The sequence below is a fragment of the Variovorax sp. 10N420 genome, from assembly GCF_056394705.1.
Genome location: NZ_JBFTIJ010000001.1, coordinates 453,606 through 471,738, shown reverse-complemented (window position 1 = coordinate 471,738; position 18,133 = coordinate 453,606). Strand labels below are relative to the sequence as shown.

The window sequence follows — 18,133 nt, the reverse complement described above, 5'->3', positions numbered from 1 at the left end:
CCGACGCTTTTCGAGCTTCATGAGTCTTCGCATCTACAACACGCTTTCGCGTGAACTGGAGGAATTTTCTCCTCTGCAACCAGGCAGGGTGCGCATGTACGTGTGCGGGATGACTGTCTACGACTACTGCCACCTGGGCCATGCGCGTTCGATGATCGCGTTCGATGTCGTGCAGCGATGGCTCAAGGTGTCGGGTCTCATGGTGGACTACGTTCGCAACATCACCGACATCGACGACAAGATCATCCGACGCGCCGTCGAGAACGGCGAGAGCATTCGCGCGCTCACGGATCGGATGATCAACGCGCTGCATGAGGACGCCGACGCGCTCGGAATCGAACGGCCGACGCACGAACCCCGTGCGACGGACTACATCCCGCAAATGCTGTCGATGATCACCACGCTCGAACAAAAGGGGCTGGCCTACCGCGCGCCCAATGGCGACGTGAACTATGCCGTGCGCAAGTTCCCGGGCTACGGCAAGTTGAGCGGCAAGTCGCTGGATGAACTGCACGCCGGTGAACGCGTTGCGGTGCTTGACGGCAAGGATGATCCGCTCGATCCGGTCTTGTGGAAGAGCGCCAAGCCGGCCGAACCCGACGAAGTGAAGTGGCCGAGCGCGTTCGGTCCTGGTCGGCCGGGCTGGCATATCGAGTGCTCGGCGATGGCGTGCGAACTGCTCGGCGAAACCCTCGACATTCACGGCGGTGGCGCGGATCTGCAGTTTCCCCACCATGAGAACGAGATCGCTCAAAGCGAAGGCGCCAACGGCAAGCCCTTGTCTCGCATTTGGATGCACAACGGCTTCATCAACATCGACGATGAAAAGATGTCCAAGAGTTTGGGCAACTTCTTTCTCATTCGCGATGTGCTGAAGGAATTCGACGCCGAGACGATCCGATTCTTTGTGCTGCGAGCGCACTATCGCAGCCCGCTCAACTACAGCGATGCCCACCTGAGCGATGCGCGTGCCTCGCTCAAGCGGCTGTACAACGCGTTGCTTGCGGTGGCGCCTGCGCCGCTGGCAAGCATCGATTGGAGCAATACGTATGCCGCGCGCTTCAAGGCGGCGATGGATGAAGACTTCGGTACGCCCGAGGCGGTGGCGGTCCTTTTCGACCTTGCCGGCGAAGTCAACCGCACGCGATCGGCGGAATCGGCAGGGCTCTTGAAGGCGCTGGGCGGTTGCCTCGGTATTCTTCATTCAGATCCGCAAACATTCCTGCAAGCTGGTACGGTGCTTGACGATGCCTCGATCCAGGCGCTGATTCAGCAGCGTGCCGAAGCCAAGGCAGCGAAGAATTTTGCTGAAGCCGACCGAATTCGTAGCGATTTGCTGGCGCAAGGCATCGTCCTGAAAGACTCCCTGACCGGCACGACATGGACGTCGGCTCAGTGAACGCGACAAGAACGATGCCGTCTGCGAAGCAGCCAGAAATCCAGGTTTTCACCCCCGACTACTGGGAAGAGGCCTGCAAGCACCTCGCCAGGAAAGACCGCGTGATGAAGCGGCTGATTCCGCGCTTCGGCGACGCTTGCCTGGAGTCGCGCGGTGACGCATTCACGACCCTGGCGCGAAGCATCGTCGGGCAGCAGATCTCGGTGAAGGCGGCGCAATCGGTCTGGGACCGTTTCGCGGAACTGCCTCGCAAGATGGCGCCGGCCAGCGTGCTCAAGCTCAAGGTCGACGACATGCGCGCGGCCGGGCTTTCGGCGCGCAAGGTGGAGTATTTGGTCGACCTCGCGCTGCATTTCGATTCGGGCGCCGTGCACGTCGACTCGTGGAAGGACATGTCCGATGAGATGATCATCGCGGAACTGGTCGCAATCCGTGGCATCGGCCGCTGGACCGCCGAAATGTTCCTGATCTTCCATTTGATGCGACCCAACGTGCTGCCACTGGACGACCTCGGCCTGATCAACGGGATCAGCCAGAACTACTTCTCGGGCGACCCCGTCAGCCGCAGCGATGCGCGCGAGGTGGCTGTTGCCTGGGCCCCTTATTGCAGCGTGGCGACTTGGTATATTTGGCGATCGCTCGACCCGCTACCGGTCGCATACTGAATAACAGGAGAAGACGTTGGCGAAACGAACCTTTCTCGACTTCGAGCAGCCCGTCGCTGAACTCGAAAGCAAGATCGAAGAACTGCGCTATGTGCAAACAGAGTCGGCAGTCGACATCTCGGAAGAAATCGATCAGCTTGGCAAGAAGAGCCTTCAGCTCACCAAGGATATCTACAGCGACCTGACGCCTTGGCAGATCACGAAGATCGCCCGGCATCCGGAGCGTCCCTACACGCTGGATTACATCAACGAAATCTTCACCGATTTCGTCGAACTGCACGGCGACCGTCACTTTGCCGACGACCTGTCGATCGTCGGCGGTCTGGCGCGATTCAATGGCACGCCCTGCATGGTGCTCGGCCACCAGAAGGGTCGCGACACCAAGGAACGCACCGCACGCAATTTCGGCATGAGCAAGCCGGAAGGCTATCGCAAGGCGCTTCGGCTCATGAAGACGGCCGAGAAGTTCAAGCTGCCGGTCTTCACCTTCGTCGACACGCCTGGCGCATACCCAGGCATCGACGCCGAAGAGCGCGGCCAGTCCGAAGCCATCGGCCGCAACATCTTCGAGATGGCTCAGCTCGAAGTGCCGATCATCGTGACGATCATCGGAGAGGGCGGCTCCGGCGGCGCGCTGGCGATCTCGGTCGGTGACCAGGTGCTGATGCTGCAATATTCCGTCTATTCAGTGATCAGCCCCGAAGGCTGCGCATCGATCCTCTGGAAGACCAGCGACAGGGCGCAGGAAGCTGCCGATGCACTTGGCATAACGGCGCATCGACTCAAGGCGCTGGGGCTGGTCGACAAGATCGTCAACGAGCCGGTCGGCGGTTCGCACCGCGATCATCGGCAAATGGCGGCGTTCCTCAAGCGCGCGTTGAACGACGCCTTCCGCCAGGTCAGCGACCTGAACGTCAAGGAATTGCTGCATCGCCGCTATGAGCGTCTGCAAAGCTACGGTCGCTTCGCCGACACCAAGGCCGACAACGGCAAGTAGGCGCGGAGGCGCGGCGCAGGCCGGAGCCTGTTGCGCAATCCAAGATGGAAAATCCCGCCGACCATGCACTGGCTTCATGGGCGGCGCCGTTGCCGTTTGCCGTGGCCTACAGCGGCGGCGCGGACTCGACCGCACTGCTTCATGCTGCCGCCAGCCGCTGGCCTGGCCAAGTGCATGCGCTCCACGTGCACCACGGTTTGCAAGGCGCCGCAGACGAATTCGAGGCACATTGCACCGCGACTTGCCTGGCGCTTGGCGTTCCTTTGCACGTAGGCCGCATCGATGCTCGGCACGCGCCGGGCGAGAGTCCCGAGGATGCGGCCCGCCGGGCGCGCTACGTCACTCTGGCCTCATTGGCGCTGGCCCATGATCTCGCGCATGTCGTGCTTGCACAGCATGCGGACGATCAGGTCGAGACGATGCTCATCGCGCTCAGCCGTGGTGCTGGGGTCGATGGCTTGGCTGGAATGCCGATGCGTATGCGCCGGCACGGTGTCGAGTTCCATAGGCCGTTGCTCGCGGTGCACGCCGATGCGCTGCGCGAATGGGTCGTCGCCGAACGGGTTCCGCATATCGAGGACCCGAGCAATGCCGACCTTCGATACACACGCAACCGCATCCGCCGACAAGTGCTGCCGGCGCTCGCAGCTGCGCTGCCGCAGTACCGCGAAACCTTTGCACGCTCGGCGCGCAACGCGGCACGGGCTTCTGCGCTGCTCTCGGATGCTGCGGCACGCGAGCTTCTTGACGCGGGCACCCCGCCGTCATTGGCGGCATTGCGCGCGTTGCCGCGCGAGAGGCTTGCCAACGTCTTGCGCCACTGGTTGAAGCGCGACCATGCCGCCGTCCCCAGCGAGGCGCAACTGGAGCAACTGCTCGACCAGATTGCCGCATGCAGCACGCGTGGCCATCGGATCCAACTGAAGATCGCATCCGGCCGCGTCGAGCGGGAGGGCGACACGCTGCGTTGGTACAATTCTTCGCCCTTGCCGTAGCTCACAGACTTTGCGCTGAATCAGGCTGCAGGCGGGTGCATGAATGCCGGTGTGGGCCGTTTTGCCGGTGTGGCCGCCGTTGCGGCATCCGAACTCTTCTCTTTGACTTTACCCATGGCATTGATCGTTCACAAATACGGCGGCACGTCGATGGGCTCCACCGAGCGCATCAGGAATGTGGCCAAGCGGGTCGCCAAATGGGCGCGCGCCGGCCATCAGATGGTCGTGGTCCCCAGCGCGATGAGCGGCGAAACCAATCGCCTGCTCGGCTTGGCAAAAGAACTCGCCACCGGCAAGCCCGGAGACGACTACAACCGCGAACTCGACATGCTCGCCTCGACAGGCGAGCAGGCATCGTCGGCGCTGCTGGCCATCGCGCTGCAAGCCGAAGGTCTCCAAGCAGTGAGCTACGCCGGCTGGCAGGTTCAGGTCAAGACCGACAGCGCCTTCACCAAAGCCCGCATCGAGAGCATCGACGACGAACGCGTGCGTGCGGATCTCGATTCCGGCAAGGTGGTGGTCATCACCGGATTCCAGGGCGTGGACGATGCCGGCAACATCACGACGCTTGGCCGCGGCGGCAGCGACACTTCGGCAGTCGCCATTGCGGCGGCGCTGAAGGCCAGCGAGTGCCTTATCTATACCGACGTGGACGGCGTCTACACCACCGACCCGCGCGTCGAGCCTGATGCACGTCGCCTGGCGACGGTCAGCTTCGAGGAAATGCTCGAAATGGCGAGCCTGGGCTCCAAGGTCCTGCAAATCCGCTCGGTCGAATTTGCCGGCAAGTACAAGGTCCCGCTGCGTGTGCTTTCGAGCTTCACGTCGTGGGACATCGATATCGACGAAGAGGCCAAATCCGGCACGCTGATCACTTTCGAGGAAGACGAAAACATGGAACAAGCCGTCGTATCCGGCATTGCGTTCAATCGCGACGAAGCCAAAATTTCCGTGCTCGGCGTGCCTGACAAGCCGGGCATCGCGTATCACATCCTCGGCGCCATTGCCGACGCGAACATCGAGGTCGACGTGATCATCCAGAACCTGAGCAAGGACGGGCGTACCGACTTCAGCTTCACGGTTCATCGCAACGACTACGCCAAGGCGATCGACCTGCTCAAGGCCAAGGTCCTGCCGACCCTGGGTGCGGCCGATATCGTGGGCGACACCAAGATCTGCAAGGTCAGCATCGTCGGCATCGGCATGCGCAGCCACGTTGGCGTTGCAAGCAAGATGTTCCGCGTGTTGAGCGAGGAGGGGATCAACATCCAGATGATCTCGACCAGCGAAATTAAGACTTCAGTTGTGATCGACGAAAAATATATGGAGCTCGCTGTACGCGCGCTGCATAAAGCCTTCGATTTGGACCAACCGGCGTCCTGAACGCTGGCATAATCGTTGGCTCAGGAACTGTGACCGAGTGGCCGAAGGTGCTCCCCTGCTAAGGGAGTATGGGGTGTAGAGCCTCATCGAGGGTTCGAATCCCTCCGGTTCCGCCAGACATCGTCTTTGACGATCCCAAGAGCCCCCGCGCTGATTTAGCTCGGGGGCTTTTTCGCATCTGGAACCGTCAAGTCTCGCGCCACAACCATCTACGGGTTAACACTAGGTATCGGAATGTCAAGGACATTCAGTACACTTATCGACATTGATTCAGCGCACTGAATCGATTCGAGCCCCACAACTGCTTCAAAAGCGCACCGAAGACGCGGCAGACATCAATCCGGAGAACTTGATGACCACCAATTTGCGCCGCACCTTCGACCAAGGACTCATGAGCCGTTTTCAGTGGAGTGCAATCGCCATTTGCGTGACGTTGGTCATGCTCGACGGCTTCGACGTGCTCGTGATGGCGTTTACGGCTGCCAGCATTTCAGCTGAATGGAAGCTCACCGGCGCGCAGTTGGGAGTGCTGTTCAGCGCTGGCCTGCTGGGCATGGCTGCCGGTTCGCTGTTTCTGGCGCCATTGGCCGACCGCTTCGGCCGCCAATCGATCATCCTTCTGTGTCTGACGGTGGTTGCCCTCGGAATGGGAGCCTCCGCGCTTGCGCAAGACAGCATCCAGATGGCGGCCACTCGCGCGTTCACGGGCGTCGGCATTGGCGGAATGCTCGCCAGCGTCGGCGTCATCACGTCGGAATACGCGTCGAACAAATGGCGCAGCACAGCGGTTGCGCTGCAGGCGACGGGCTATCCCATCGGCGCGACCATCGGCGGAAGCATCGCGGCTGTGCTGCTCGAGCTTTACGGTTGGCGCTCGGTGTTCGTCTTTGGTGCCTTGGCCACCGCGTCCATGATTCCGCTCGTGATCTGGCGGTTGCCCGAGTCCGTGGATTTCCTCGCTTCCAAGCGTCCCCGCGGTGCGCTGCGCAAGCTCAACGTCTTGATGCAACGGATGCAACGCCCGCAACTGGCCGAGTTGCCGCCGCGAGATGCCGAAGCGCTGCGCTCGTCCAATTCGATTTCGGGGCTCTTCGCCGGCGGCCTTGGCCGGTCGACCTTGTTGCTCTGGCTCGCGTTCTTCCTGTTGATGTTCAGCTTCTACTTTGCGCTCAGCTGGACGCCCAAGCTGCTCGTTTCCGCTGGCCTTTCTGCCCGCCAGGGCATCACCGGTGGCGTGCTGCTGAATATCGGCGGCATCATCGGAGGCAGCGTCTTCGGCCTGCTGGCGTCGAAGCTCGATCTGGGTCGCCTCACCGGCGCGAACCTGGCGATCACGGCGCTGGTGATGGCGCTTTTCGGCGCCGTCACAGGTCATCTGAGCGCGTCGTTCAGCGTTGCATTCTTGATCGGGATGTTCATCTTTGCCTCGATGGCCGGGCTCTATGCATTTGCGCCAGCGATCTATCCGGCAGCAGTTCGTACCACCGGCATGGGCTGGGCGATCGGCGTCGGCCGCATCGGCGCGATCGTCGCGCCGCTCACGGCGGGCGCGCTCCTCGACGACGGATGGCAGCCGCCTCAGCTCTATTACGCGTTCGCACTGCCATTGCTGGCCGCGACGGTCTCGGTGCTTGCACTTCGGCGCGGTGCCGCGCCGCGCCAGCCGGGCGACGTGATCCCCGCGCACTGAAGCCGCGCTCCGAACGCTTTTCCCGTACCCCACAGCACAAGGAGTTCCCACATGTTCCCCAAGAACAACTGGTACGTTGCCTGCTCGGGCAGCGAAATCGATGACAAGCCTCTGGGTCGCAAGATCTGCGGCGAAAACCTGGTTCTCTACCGCGCTATCGAGGGCAAGGCCACGGCGCTGGAAGATTTCTGCCCCCACCGCGGCGCTCCGCTGTCGCTGGGTCAGGTGGTCGAAGGAAAGCTCGTCTGCGGCTATCACGGCCTCGAAATGGGCTGCGACGGCAAGACCATTGCCATGCCCGGGCAGCGCGTTCGCGGATTTCCCGCGATCCGGACTTTTCCGGTGATCGAGCGCTATGGCTTCGTCTGGGTGTGGCCGGGCGATCCGGCACTCGCCGATGCGGCCAAGCTGCATCACCTCGAATGGGCCGAGAGCCCCGATTGGGCGTACGGCGGAGGACTGTTCCACATCAATTGCGACTACCGCCTGATGATCGACAACCTGATGGATCTGACGCACGAGACTTACGTGCATTCCACCAGCATCGGCCAAAAGGAAATCGACGAGACGCCCACCACGACCAAGGTCGAGGGCGACATGGTCGTCACCAGCCGGTTCATGGAAAACATTTCCGCGCCACCCTTCTGGCGGATGGCCCTGCGCGGCAATCACCTCGCCGACGACGTGCCGGTCGATCGCTGGCAAATCTGCCGCTTCACGCCGCCGAGCCATGTCATGATCGAAGTCGGCGTCGCGCATGCGGGTAAGGGCGGCTACAACGCGGACCCGGCGCACAAGGTGTCCAGCATCGTCGTGGACTTCATCACGCCCGAAACCGAGACTTCGCACTGGTACTTCTGGGGCATGGCGCGCAACTTCCAGCCGCACGACAAGGCGCTGACCGCCTCCATCCGCGACGGCCAGCACAAGATCTTCAGCGAAGACCTGGAGATGCTCGAATCGCAGCAACGCAATCATCTCGCCTACCCGGATCGGCAGTTGCTCAAGCTCAACATCGACGCCGGGGGAGTGCAATCGCGTCGCGTGCTCGATCGATTGATGGCGGAGGAACGCCAGGCGGTGACGTCATGAATGCCGCTGAACTGGAGGTGCGCATCGCGCGCAAGCAGACGGAGGCGGTCGACATTTGCACTTTCGAACTGGTGCAAGCGGATGGTCGACCGCTGCCGGCGTTTTCGGCGGGCTCGCACATTGACGTGAATATGCCCGGCGGCGTCACGCGACAGTATTCGCTGTGCAATGACCCGCGCGAAAGCCATCGCTACCTGATCGGCGTTTTGCGCGATCCCGCTTCGCGGGGCGGCTCGCGGACCATGCACGACGCGATGCAAGAGGGCGCTTCTCTGCGTATCAGTGCGCCGAAGAACCACTTTCCGCTTGCCAACGGTGCCACGCACAGTGTGCTGATTGCAGGCGGGATCGGCGTGACGCCCATTCTGTGCATGGCCGAGCGGCTGGCCATGACGGGTGGCTCTTTCGAGATGCACTATTGCACCCGGTCGCGCGAGCGGACGGCGTTCGTCGACAGGATCGGGCAATCGAGTTTCGCCTCGCAGGTTCAGTTTCACTTCGACGATGGCGATGCTTCGCAGAAGCTCGCACTCGGGCCCTTGGTCGGCACGCCGAAAGCGGGCGTACACCTGTATGTCTGCGGCCCAAAGGGATTCATGGATTGGGTACTCGACGCCGCACGCACCGCGGGATGGCCGGCCGAGCAACTCCACTATGAATTCTTCTCGGCCGAGATCGCCAAGTCGGATGCCGACGCGTCGTTCGAAGTCAAGCTGGCGAGTTCGGGTCGCGTGGTGACCGTGCCCAAGGACCAGACGGTGGTACAGGCGCTGGCTGCCATCGGCGTGGAGGTCGCGACTTCCTGCGAGCAGGGCGTGTGCGGCACCTGCCTCACACGAGTCCTCGAAGGGGAGCCGGACCACAAGGACATGTACCTCACGCCGGAAGAGCAAGCGGCCAACGACCAGTTCACGCCCTGTTGCTCTCGGTCCCGTTCGCCGATGCTGGTGCTCGATTTGTAGAGCAGAAACAGCATTCGATAATGGCGAGTTAAGTACTACGTTCGCCATCATGCAGTGCAAAGTATCCAATGCTGTCGAGATCGATCTGAATGACCAGCCGGGCCATCTGATCCGTCGCGCGCACCAGATCTCGGTGTCGGTCTTCTACGAAACGCTGGGGCGTGAAGTGACCCCGGTGCAATACGCGGTGATGCGCACCCTGCAGAACAACCCCGGCATCGATCAGGTCACGTTGGCCCAGCAGGTTGCGCTGGACACGTCCAGCGCCGCCGATATCGCGGTACGTCTCGAGGGCAAGGGCTGGATCTCGCGCAAGTTGCTGGCGCGAGGCCAGCGCGAACTGCGGCTGACCGAGCTCGGCGAAAGTCTCCTGGCCCAGATGGTGCCGGGCATGCAGGAGATGCAGAACGAACTCCTTGGCATGCTCACCGAAGAAGAGCGGCGCGACTTCATGCAGCTCCTGAGCAAGTTCGTCACGGTCAACAACGACCGAAGCCGCGCGCCGATGCGGACCTAGCAATACACCTATCTGGCGATGGCGTCGAACGGGCACTATCCTCGCGGTGACCCGCCCAAGGAGACGCCCGATGACTCATGAGACAGCCCGCCGCCAGACGCTGGCCGACCTTTTGCGACGCAGCGCGAGGCGCGAGCCCGGCAAACTGGCGATTGCCTGCGGCACCACGCGGTGGACCTATGCGGAGTTCGATGCCATTTGCAGCCGGGTGGCCAGCGGCCTCGCACAACAAGGGGTGGGCAAGGGTGCCCGTGTGGCGGTCCTCGCCCGAAACTCGCACGCATTCGCGGCCCTTCGCTTCGCGCTGGCACGACTCGGCGCGGTGCTGGTGCCGATCAACTTCATGCTGAAGGCCGATGAAGTGGCGTACATCCTGCGGCATGCCGGGGCCTCTCTTCTGGCCACCGATTCCGGCTTGGCCGGCCTGGCGCGCGAAGCCGCGGCGCTCGACACCTCCGTGGGTGAGTTTCTCTGGTTGCCCTCCGAAGACCCAAGCGATCCGGCGCCGGGCATGCTGCGATTCGACCAGCTCGCCGAAGCGGGTTCCGAGCCGCCCGATGTGGATTTGCAAGGCAGCGACCTCGCGCAGATCGTCTACACCAGCGGCACCGAATCCACACCCAAGGGCGCGATGCTCACGCACGACGCAGTGATCTCGCAATATGTCAGTTGCCTCGTCGATGCCGAAATCAGCGCCGGCGACTTGACCTTGCATGCATTGCCGCTCTATCACTGCGCGCAACTCGATGTGTTCCTCGGGCCCTCGCTCTACGCCGGCGGCACCAACGTCATCACGGCGAAGCCCACGCCAGACAACCTGCTTCCGCTGATCGAGCGCTTTCGGATCGGCTCTTTCTTCGCGCCGCCCACCGTGTGGATCTCGCTGCTGCGCTCGCCGAAATTCGACAGCACCGATCTCAGCAGCTTGCGAAAGGGCTACTACGGCGCGTCCATCATGCCGGTCGAGGTGCTGCGCGAACTCAGTCGCCGACTCCCGCAGGTGCGGCTATGGAACCTCTACGGCCAGACGGAGATCGCGCCGCTCGCGACGATGCTCGGCCCCGACGATCAACTGCGCAAGCCAGGCTCCGCGGGGCGCGCCGTGCTGAACGTCGAGACTCGCGTGGTCGACGACCGGATGAAGGATGTCGCGGTGGGCGAAGTCGGGGAGGTGGTGCACCGTTCGCCGCACCTGATGCTTGGCTATTTTCACGACGATGAACGCACCAAGGCCGCGTTCGAAGGCGGCTGGTTTCATTCGGGCGATCTCGCGGTGATCGACGACGAGGGCTTCATCACGATCGTCGACCGCAAGAAAGACATGATCAAGACCGGTGGCGAAAACGTCGCGAGCCGCGAGGTCGAGGAAATGATCTACCGTCTGCCGCAGGTGTCGGAAGTCGCCGTGGTCGGCGTGCCGCATCCGCGCTGGGTCGAGGCTGTCGTGGCTGTCGTGGTCGCCAAGGCGGGCCACGCGCTCGACGAGGCGGAGGTTCTCGCCCATTGCGCGAAGCATCTGGCCGGCTTCAAGGCGCCCAAGCGGGTGGTGCTCGTCGAAGCCCTGCCCAAGAATCCGAGCGGAAAGCTACTGAAGCGCGAATTGCGCAAGGCTCACGAGGGCCTTTTCGCGCGGGAGTGAGGATTGCATTCGTCCAGCACCGCGATCGACTGCTCGACACGCTCTGCGATTTCGTTGCTGAGGAGCCGCAGCGGCCGTCCCACGTTCACCAACAGCATGCCGGCGCCCAGGATCAGAAGGTAGAAACCGGCAATGAGAGCCATCGGTGTCAAGAAAATGCTCATCAAGATTCTCCGAAAACGTGGCGGCGTGAGCCGAACGAGAGGCACTCTCGTGGCGGCTGCTCAACGCTGAAGTACGTTTTTGGGAGAGACGGCAGTCGGACGCGGCCTACAGAACCTTTATTCGACGATGAGTCCTTTCAGCGCCGGGTCGAACGGCGGCGTCGAAAGGCCCATGTCCTTCAGCGACTTCACGAGCAGTTCGGCGACCATGAGATTGCGGTGGCGCTTGCTGTCCGCCGGCACGACGTACCAAGGCGCGTGGTCGGTCGAGGTCGCAGCTAGCGCATTTCCGTAGGCGCGTTCGTAGGCGTCCCACTTCTTGCGAACGTCGAGGTCGCCCATGGCGAACTTCCAGTTCTTGCCCGGATCGTCGACGCGCGCCTGCAGCCGCGCGCGCTGCTCGTCTTTGCTGATGTGCAGCATGCATTTGATGATCACGGTCCCGGTCTCGGAAAGCATCCGCTCGAAGTCGTTGATCTGCGCATAGCGGCGGCGCGTTTCGGCCTTGTCGATCCAGCCTTCGACCACCGGAACGAGTACGTCTTCATAGTGGCTGCGGTTCCATACGCCGATTTCTCCGGACCGCGGCACGTTGGCGTGGCAGCGCCACAGGAAGTCGTGGTCGCGCTCTTCCTCGCTCGGCGCCTTGAAGGCCGTCACCCGGACGCCCAAGGGCGAGGTGCGAGAAAAAACCCAGCGGATCGTGCCGTCCTTGCCGCTCGTGTCCAGGCCCTGCAGCACGAGAAGCAACTTGCGCCTGCCTTCGGCGTGGAGCAGGTTCTGCAGGTCGTCCAGCCGCCCGGCCAGGGAGTCCAGTGCCTCGCGTTGTACTTCTTCGGCGCCTTTCTGAAAAGGCACGGCGGCCGGATCGATGTCCGCGAGCTTGAACTTCTTGCCCACGCGGTATTTCTTGAAGCTGGCCATGAGTTGGGATTCCTCGCGCAAAGCCCGCAGCGTACGCGATGGCGCCCCGGCAAGTGGGCCTATTCGTCCGTATCGATCGACGCGCTCCAGCGGTTGTCCCAATCACCCCGGCGGGCGCCGTCCAGTTCGCGGCGATCGCGCTTGGTCGGGCGTCCCTGCTCAATGCTGAGCGCCGGCTCGCTGCCCAGGCGCCTTTGCTCGCGCGCGGCCGCCTGCGCGGCAAGGCTTTCTGGCGTCTCTTCGTAGAGTTGCTGTGCGACTGGCGCCGGTCCGCGCTGTCCGCTGATGCCCAGAACCCGTACCACTCGCGTGACCGGGCCCAGCCGGATCGCCACCGTGTCGCCGGGCTTGACCTCCCGCGACGCCTTGGCCACATCGCCGTTGAGTTGCACGCGGTGCTTGCCGATCTCATCAGCCGCCAGCGAGCGCGTCTTGAAGAAGCGCGCGGCCCAGAGCCATTTGTCTATGCGAAGACGATCCATGTATGCATCCACGTATCAATGATTGTCGCGCGCCAGCGGCAGATGCACGAGAGCATCCAGCCCGATCTTGTGTCCGCCGGATTCCCGGTTGTCCAGCGCAATGTGGCCCCCGAGCGCCAGCACGATTTCGCGGCAGATGGCGAGGCCGAGGCCTGAGCCGCTGGCGAGGTCGCCGGCAGCGAAAGGCGCAAACAGCCGCTGCCGCAGTTCGTCCGAAATGCCAGGCCCGTGGTCACTGACGGTCAGGACCGCGAAACCTTCGGCGGCTTCGACACGGACCACCAGCGCGGCCTCCTGCGGACTGTGCTTGATCGCGTTGTGCAGCAGGTTGCGCGCAAGCTCCTGCAGCATCCAGCGGTGCGCCCGCACCGGTACCGGCGCCGGCGCGTAGAGCTCGAAATCGAGCGCCTTGTCGGCCACCAGCGGCGACAGGTCGAGCGCTATCTCGCGCACCGTCTGCGCCAGGTCGAGCACCATCGATTCGGGTTGCTGCCGCAACTGCTCGACCTTGGCGAGCGACAGCATCTGGTTGGCGAGCGTGGTCGCGCGTTCCACTGTCTGGCCGATTTCGGCGTAGGCCTGCTCGGGCGGCACATCGCCGCGGCGGGCCGACTGCACCTGTGCCTTCAACACGGCCAGCGGGGTGCGCAACTGGTGGGCACTGTCGCGCACGAAGCGCTTCTGATGGTCCAGCAGCCGTTGCAGGCGTCCCATGACTTCGGTGGTCGCGTCGATCAGCGGTCGGAGTTCGCGCGGCGCATCGGGCGCATCGATGGGGGACAGGTCGTCGGCCGGGCGCGCCTCGATCGCCTCGCCGAGTTCACGCACCGGCCGCGTCGCGCGTTGGACGACGATCACGGTGACCGCCGCGATGACCGATATCAGCACCAGTTGCCGCCACAGCGTGTCGAGCAGCAGTTTGCGCGCGAGCGTCTGGCGCAATTCGAGCGTCTCCGCGACCTGCACAACGGCCATGCCGCGGCCGTTCGCACTCGCAACGGGCTGCAGCAGGACCGCAACTCGTACCGGCATGCCCCGGAATTGCGCGTTATAGAAATCCACCAGCGCGGCGTAGGGCGGTCGGTCCGGCAGCTTGCCGGTCCAGAACGGAACCTCGTCGAATCCGGAAACCAATTCACCGTCGAGCGTGGACACCCGGTAGTACATCCGGCTCTGGTTGTCTGCCTCGAAGGCTTCGAGCGCCGAATACGGGACGATGGCACGCAGCGAAGCCGCTTCGTCATAGCCGACCACGTCGAGCTGCTCGCCGATGGTCTTGGCGGAAGCGAGGAGGGTGCGGTCATAGGCGGTCGTCGCCGCCGCGAGGCTCTGGCGATACAGGCTGACGCTGTTGACGATCACGAACAATGCGATCGGCGCGAGGATGCCGACCAGCAGCCTCGCTCGCAGCGAGCGGACTCGGCTCATGCGTCTTCACGCAAGAGATAGCCCAGTCCGCGCAGCGTCATCAGCGTGACGCCGGTGCCGGCGAGTTTCTTGCGCAGCCGATACACCACGACTTCCACCGCCTCGTACTGCACGTCCATCTCGCCGGGAAAGACCAGCTCGAAAAGGCGTTCCTTGGACACCGCATGGCCCGGCTTGACCATCAATGCCTTCAGCATTGCAAGCTCCCTGGGCGTCAGTTCGAGCACGTCGGCGCGGTGGTAGATCGCGCCGCTGTCGGGGTCGTAGCGAAGGCCGCCGACTTCAGGCAGCTTGGCCGGCAGATCGGTGCCGGCATTCTGCTGCCTGCGATGCAGGGCGCGGATGCGGGCTTCGAGTTCATCGAGGTCGAAGGGCTTGGGCAGGTAGTCGTCAGCGCCCGCGTTCAGGCCCATGATCCGGTCGCCGACCGTGCCGCGCGCAGTCAGCAGCAGCACCGGCGTGCGCAGCCCAGCGGCGCGCGCCTGCGCCAGCACCTGCAAGCCATCGAGGTTGGGCAGGCTGAGGTCGAGCGCGACGACATCGGGCTCCAGCGCCTGCCATTGGGCAACGGCAAGCGCGCCATCGCCGCACAGGCGCACGTCGATCTGCCGCCGGCCCAGCGTGCGCTGCAGCGTGGTTTGCATCGACGGATCGTCTTCGACCAGCAGCAACTTCATCCCTGGATTTTCGGTGTTTACCCCAGTTCGGTGGACAGCCAACTGACAGCGGGGCGGCGCATCATAGCGAAGTCAGGTCCTAATCAGCTTTCAGCATCAAGGAGACATGCATGCGTCGAGATACCTTTTTGAAGTCATTGGCCGCGATGGCCGCCACCGGTGCCCTGCCGCTTTCGGCATGGGCCGCGACCAACGTCAAGATGATGATCCCGGCCAATCCGGGCGGCGGCTGGGACACCACCGGGCGCGCGCTCGGCAAGGCGCTGACCGAGGGCAAGCTCGCCGACACGGTGACTTACGACAACAAGGGTGGCGCGGCCGGTGCGCTGGGGCTGGCCCAGTTCGTCAACGGCTCGAAAGGTGACCCGAACGCGATGATGATCATGGGGGCGGTGATGCTGGGCGGCATCATCACCGGGAAGCCACCGGTCAGCCTCTCGCAGGCCACGCCGATCGCCCGCATCACGAGCGAATACAACGTCTTCGTGCTTCCGGCGAATTCCCCGCTGAAGACCATGAAGGACGTGGTCGACCAGCTCAAGAAAGACCCGGGCAGCGTCAAATGGGGCGGCGGCTCGCGCGGATCGACCGAGCACATCGCGGCGGCCATGATCGCCCAGAAGGTCGGCGTCGATCCGTCCAAGATCAACTACGTTGCTTTCCGCGGAGGCGGCGAGGCAACGGCAGCCATCCTTGGCGGCAATGTCACCGTCGGCGGCAGCGGCTTCAGCGAATTCGCCGAATACATCAACGCCGGCAAGATGAAGGCGATTGCGGTCACGTCCGCACAGCGCCTGCCCGGCATCAACGTGCCGACGCTGAAGGAGCAGGGCATCGACGTCGAGATCGGCAACTGGCGCGGCGTCTATGGCGCGCCCGGCATCACGCCCGAGCAGCGCAAGGCGCTGACCGACATGGTTCTGGCGGCGCTGAAGACGCCAAGCTGGGCCGAGGCGGTCAAGAAGAACGACTGGACGCCTGCCGTCCTGTCGGGCGACGCCTTCGCCAAGTTCGTGGACGATGAGTTCGCGAGCCTGCGTGCGACGATGGTCAAGTCCGGAATGGTCTGAACGTGTCCTCGATCGATATTGCAGTCCCGAGGAGGCCGGCGATCTGGCCCCAGACGCTGGTCGGCGTAGGCGTTCTGGTTGCCGGGCTGGCCCTGGCATTCGGCGCGATCGGCATCTCGTCCGAAGCGGGCTATGGGGGCGTCGGCCCCAACTTCCTGCCTTGGCTGGTATCGATCGCGCTCACGGCCTGCGGCGCGTGGATCATCTGGGAATCACGCACCGGCGGCTTTCGCGAGATGGAAGAACCCTCCGGCGCGGTCCAGCCGTACTGGGGCGGGTTCGTCTGGGTTTCTGCCGGGCTGCTGCTCAACGCGGCGCTCATCACGACCATCGGATTCATCTTCAGCTGCACGTTGTGCTACCTGCTCGCCGTACAGGGTCTGCGGCGCGCCAGCGGGCAGGGCGGGGTCAATGCGCCTCGCACCTGGCTGATCGACATCGTGACCGGCCTGCTGATCTCTGCGCCTGTGTTCTGGATGTTCACGCAGTTCCTGGCCATCAACCTGCCGGGTCTTACCAACACAGGGTGGCTCTAGGATGGAAATCTTCAACGCATTGATGCACGGCTTCGCGCTGGCGATCACGCCCGTGAACCTGCTGTGGTGCCTGGTGGGCTGCGCCCTCGGCACGGCTGTCGGCGTGCTGCCCGGCATCGGCCCCGCGGTTGCGGTAGCGATGCTGCTGCCGATCACGGGCAAGGTCGACGTCACGGCTTCGATGATCTTCTTTTCGGGGATCTATTACGGCGCCATGTACGGCGGCTCGACCACCTCCATCCTGCTGAACACGCCCGGCGAGACCGCCAGCATGGTGACGGCGATGGAGGGCAACAAGATGGCGAAGAGCGGCCGCGCAGGCGCCGCGCTCGCGACCGCGGCGATCGGTTCCTTCGTGGCCGGCACCATTGCGACGGTCATCGTCACGCTGTTCGCGCCCTTCGTGGCGGACTTCGCGGTCAAGCTCGGGCCACCGGAGTATTTCCTGCTGATGCTGCTGGCCTTTACCACCGTCAGCGCGGTGCTCGGCAAGAGCACGCTGCGGGGCATGACGGCACTGTTCATCGGGCTCGCGGCGGGATGCATCGGGCTCGACCAGATCTCGGGACAGGGGCGTTACACGGGGGGCATTCCCGAGCTGCTCGACGGCATCGAGATCGTGTTGGTCGCCGTCGGTCTCTTCGCCGTGGCCGAAGTGCTCTACGCGGTTCTCTACGAAGGCAAGGTCGTCGAAGACCAGAACAAGCTCAGCCGCGTCCACATGACGGCGCGCGACTGGAAGCGTTCGATTCCTGCGTGGCTGCGCGGTACCGCGATCGGCACGCCCTTCGGCTGCATCCCGGCCGGCGGCACGGAGATCCCGACCTTCCTGAGCTACGCCGCCGAAAAGAAGCTCGCCAAGGATGCCGATGCCAAGGCGGAGTTCGGCACCAAGGGTGCGATCGAAGGCGTCGCCGGCCCGGAGGCAGCCAACAATGCAACGGTGACCGCGGCGCTGATCCCGCTGCTGACGCTGGGCATTCCGACATCGAACACCACAGCGATCCTGCTCGGGGCGTTCCAGAACTACGGCATCCAGCCCGGTCCGCAACTCTTCACCACGTCGGCGGCGCTCGTGTGGGCGCTGATCGCGTCGCTCTATATCGGCAACGTGATGCTGCTGGTGTTGAATCTTCCAATGGTGGGCCTGTGGGTCAAGCTGCTCAAGATTCCGAAGCCGCAGCTTTACGCGGGCATCCTGATCTTTGCGACGGTGGGCGCCTATGGCATGCGCCAAAGTGCGTTCGACCTGCTGCTGCTCTATGCCATCGGTGTGCTGGGCGTGGTCATGCGCCGCTTCGATTTTCCGACCGCGCCGGTGGTGGTCGGGATGATCCTCGGGCCGCTGGCCGAGGCGCAATTGCGCAACGCAATGTCGATCGGCGAAGGCAGCGCGGCGGTGTTCTTCCAGCGTCCGATGTCGATCGTGCTGATCGTCATCGTGCTCGGCGTGCTCATCCTGCCGCGACTCGCAAAGCGAATGGGCAAGTAGCTCCTTGATCTGGGCAATCGC

General features: G+C 63.5%; 18 protein-coding genes and 1 tRNA gene. 14 read left to right on the top strand and 5 right to left on the bottom strand.

Annotated elements, in window-relative coordinates; genetic code table 11:
• The first annotated feature begins 19 nt into the window (after nucleotides 1-19).
• The 11 genes from cysS (at nucleotide 20) to AC1DEK_RS02130 (ending at nucleotide 11,339) form a co-directional block, all read left to right on the top strand.
• Entirely contained in the window at nucleotides 20-1,399 is a 1,380-nt protein-coding gene (gene cysS / locus AC1DEK_RS02180; protein ID WP_478123545.1) for a cysteine--tRNA ligase, read from the top strand.
• Nucleotides 1,400-1,413: 14 nt separating this feature from the next.
• Nucleotides 1,414-2,064: a DNA-3-methyladenine glycosylase family protein gene (locus AC1DEK_RS02175; protein ID WP_478123544.1), complete on the top strand. Its 651-nt coding sequence runs from the start codon at nucleotides 1,414-1,416 to the stop codon at nucleotides 2,062-2,064.
• 16 nt (nucleotides 2,065-2,080) lie between these two features.
• Entirely contained in the window at nucleotides 2,081-3,061 is a 981-nt protein-coding gene (locus tag AC1DEK_RS02170) for an acetyl-CoA carboxylase carboxyltransferase subunit alpha (protein WP_478123543.1), read from the top strand.
• Between the two features lie 44 nt (nucleotides 3,062-3,105).
• Nucleotides 3,106-4,056, top strand: a complete 951-nt coding sequence (tilS, locus tag AC1DEK_RS02165; protein WP_478123542.1) for a tRNA lysidine(34) synthetase TilS — start codon at nucleotides 3,106-3,108, stop codon at nucleotides 4,054-4,056.
• 114 nt (nucleotides 4,057-4,170) lie between these two features.
• On the top strand, nucleotides 4,171-5,439 hold the full coding sequence (locus tag AC1DEK_RS02160) for an aspartate kinase (RefSeq protein ID WP_478123541.1): 1,269 nt from the start codon (nucleotides 4,171-4,173) through the stop codon (nucleotides 5,437-5,439).
• A 23-nt stretch (nucleotides 5,440-5,462) separates the two neighbouring features.
• A tRNA-Ser gene (locus AC1DEK_RS02155) sits at nucleotides 5,463-5,555 on the top strand.
• Between the two features lie 236 nt (nucleotides 5,556-5,791).
• Nucleotides 5,792-7,129, top strand: coding sequence for an MFS transporter (locus tag AC1DEK_RS02150; RefSeq protein WP_478123540.1), 1,338 nt, complete (start codon nucleotides 5,792-5,794; stop codon nucleotides 7,127-7,129).
• Nucleotides 7,130-7,180: 51 nt separating this feature from the next.
• A complete protein-coding gene (locus AC1DEK_RS02145; protein ID WP_478123539.1) occupies nucleotides 7,181-8,221 on the top strand; it encodes an aromatic ring-hydroxylating dioxygenase subunit alpha in 1,041 nt (346 codons plus the stop codon).
• Entirely contained in the window at nucleotides 8,218-9,183 is a 966-nt protein-coding gene (locus AC1DEK_RS02140) for a PDR/VanB family oxidoreductase (RefSeq protein ID WP_478123538.1), read from the top strand. Before AC1DEK_RS02145 ends, AC1DEK_RS02140 begins: the two co-directional genes overlap by 4 nt.
• Nucleotides 9,184-9,232: 49 nt before the next feature.
• Nucleotides 9,233-9,700, top strand: a complete 468-nt coding sequence (locus AC1DEK_RS02135; protein ID WP_478123537.1) for a MarR family winged helix-turn-helix transcriptional regulator — start codon at nucleotides 9,233-9,235, stop codon at nucleotides 9,698-9,700.
• Nucleotides 9,701-9,770: 70 nt separating this feature from the next.
• On the top strand, nucleotides 9,771-11,339 hold the full coding sequence (locus tag AC1DEK_RS02130) for a fatty acyl-CoA synthetase (protein ID WP_478123536.1): 1,569 nt from the start codon (nucleotides 9,771-9,773) through the stop codon (nucleotides 11,337-11,339).
• Here the strand turns inward: AC1DEK_RS02130 and AC1DEK_RS02125 are convergent.
• From AC1DEK_RS02125 to AC1DEK_RS02105, 5 genes are all read right to left on the bottom strand, one after another.
• Nucleotides 11,312-11,503 (bottom strand): hypothetical protein, encoded by a 192-nt coding sequence (locus AC1DEK_RS02125; protein ID WP_478123535.1) that lies wholly within the window; start codon nucleotides 11,501-11,503, stop codon nucleotides 11,312-11,314. The genes AC1DEK_RS02130 and AC1DEK_RS02125 overlap by 28 nt on opposite strands.
• Nucleotides 11,504-11,620: 117 nt before the next feature.
• Nucleotides 11,621-12,427, bottom strand: a complete 807-nt coding sequence (locus tag AC1DEK_RS02120; RefSeq protein WP_478123534.1) for a PPK2 family polyphosphate kinase — start codon at nucleotides 12,425-12,427, stop codon at nucleotides 11,621-11,623.
• A gap of 59 nt (nucleotides 12,428-12,486) precedes the next feature.
• On the bottom strand, nucleotides 12,487-12,909 hold the full coding sequence (locus AC1DEK_RS02115; protein WP_478123533.1) for an RNA-binding S4 domain-containing protein: 423 nt from the start codon (nucleotides 12,907-12,909) through the stop codon (nucleotides 12,487-12,489).
• Nucleotides 12,910-12,924: 15 nt separating this feature from the next.
• Nucleotides 12,925-14,337: a sensor histidine kinase gene (locus AC1DEK_RS02110; RefSeq protein ID WP_478123532.1), complete on the bottom strand. Its 1,413-nt coding sequence runs from the start codon at nucleotides 14,335-14,337 to the stop codon at nucleotides 12,925-12,927.
• Nucleotides 14,334-15,014 carry a response regulator gene (locus AC1DEK_RS02105; protein ID WP_478123531.1) on the bottom strand — a complete coding sequence of 227 codons (681 nt, stop codon included), beginning with the start codon at nucleotides 15,012-15,014 and terminating at the stop codon, nucleotides 14,334-14,336. The genes AC1DEK_RS02110 and AC1DEK_RS02105 overlap by 4 nt, the downstream gene beginning before the upstream one ends.
• Nucleotides 15,015-15,124: 110 nt before the next feature.
• On the opposite strand from AC1DEK_RS02105, the gene AC1DEK_RS02100 reads away from it, so the two are divergent.
• The 3 genes from AC1DEK_RS02100 to AC1DEK_RS02090 are packed head-to-tail and all read left to right on the top strand — an operon-like array spanning nucleotide 15,125 to nucleotide 18,112.
• Nucleotides 15,125-16,084 carry a Bug family tripartite tricarboxylate transporter substrate binding protein gene (locus AC1DEK_RS02100; protein WP_478123530.1) on the top strand — a complete coding sequence of 320 codons (960 nt, stop codon included), beginning with the start codon at nucleotides 15,125-15,127 and terminating at the stop codon, nucleotides 16,082-16,084.
• 2 nt (nucleotides 16,085-16,086) lie between these two features.
• Nucleotides 16,087-16,620, top strand: coding sequence for a tripartite tricarboxylate transporter TctB family protein (locus AC1DEK_RS02095; protein ID WP_478123529.1), 534 nt, complete (start codon nucleotides 16,087-16,089; stop codon nucleotides 16,618-16,620).
• Between the two features lies 1 nt (nucleotide 16,621).
• Nucleotides 16,622-18,112: a tripartite tricarboxylate transporter permease gene (locus AC1DEK_RS02090; RefSeq protein ID WP_478123528.1), complete on the top strand. Its 1,491-nt coding sequence runs from the start codon at nucleotides 16,622-16,624 to the stop codon at nucleotides 18,110-18,112.
• Nucleotides 18,113-18,133: the final 21 nt, after the last annotated feature.

What these genes read in the sequence shown, in the direction of transcription:
- cysS (WP_478123545.1), top strand. Translation starts at nt 20, where the DNA reads ATGAGTCTTCGCATCTACAACACGCTTTCGCGTGAACTGGAGGAATTT.
- AC1DEK_RS02125 (WP_478123535.1), bottom strand. Translation starts at nt 11,503, where the DNA reads ATGAGCATTTTCTTGACACCGATGGCTCTCATTGCCGGTTTCTACCTT.
- AC1DEK_RS02130 (WP_478123536.1), top strand. Translation starts at nt 9,771, where the DNA reads ATGACTCATGAGACAGCCCGCCGCCAGACGCTGGCCGACCTTTTGCGA.
- AC1DEK_RS02105 (WP_478123531.1), bottom strand. Translation starts at nt 15,014, where the DNA reads ATGAAGTTGCTGCTGGTCGAAGACGATCCGTCGATGCAAACCACGCTG.
- AC1DEK_RS02175 (WP_478123544.1), top strand. Translation starts at nt 1,414, where the DNA reads ATGCCGTCTGCGAAGCAGCCAGAAATCCAGGTTTTCACCCCCGACTAC.
- tilS (WP_478123542.1), top strand. Translation starts at nt 3,106, where the DNA reads ATGGAAAATCCCGCCGACCATGCACTGGCTTCATGGGCGGCGCCGTTG.
- AC1DEK_RS02115 (WP_478123533.1), bottom strand. Translation starts at nt 12,909, where the DNA reads ATGGATCGTCTTCGCATAGACAAATGGCTCTGGGCCGCGCGCTTCTTC.
- AC1DEK_RS02120 (WP_478123534.1), bottom strand. Translation starts at nt 12,427, where the DNA reads ATGGCCAGCTTCAAGAAATACCGCGTGGGCAAGAAGTTCAAGCTCGCG.
- AC1DEK_RS02160 (WP_478123541.1), top strand. Translation starts at nt 4,171, where the DNA reads ATGGCATTGATCGTTCACAAATACGGCGGCACGTCGATGGGCTCCACC.
- AC1DEK_RS02145 (WP_478123539.1), top strand. Translation starts at nt 7,181, where the DNA reads ATGTTCCCCAAGAACAACTGGTACGTTGCCTGCTCGGGCAGCGAAATC.
- AC1DEK_RS02150 (WP_478123540.1), top strand. Translation starts at nt 5,792, where the DNA reads ATGACCACCAATTTGCGCCGCACCTTCGACCAAGGACTCATGAGCCGT.
- AC1DEK_RS02110 (WP_478123532.1), bottom strand. Translation starts at nt 14,337, where the DNA reads ATGAGCCGAGTCCGCTCGCTGCGAGCGAGGCTGCTGGTCGGCATCCTC.
- AC1DEK_RS02090 (WP_478123528.1), top strand. Translation starts at nt 16,622, where the DNA reads ATGGAAATCTTCAACGCATTGATGCACGGCTTCGCGCTGGCGATCACG.
- AC1DEK_RS02100 (WP_478123530.1), top strand. Translation starts at nt 15,125, where the DNA reads ATGCGTCGAGATACCTTTTTGAAGTCATTGGCCGCGATGGCCGCCACC.
- AC1DEK_RS02135 (WP_478123537.1), top strand. Translation starts at nt 9,233, where the DNA reads ATGCAGTGCAAAGTATCCAATGCTGTCGAGATCGATCTGAATGACCAG.
- AC1DEK_RS02140 (WP_478123538.1), top strand. Translation starts at nt 8,218, where the DNA reads ATGAATGCCGCTGAACTGGAGGTGCGCATCGCGCGCAAGCAGACGGAG.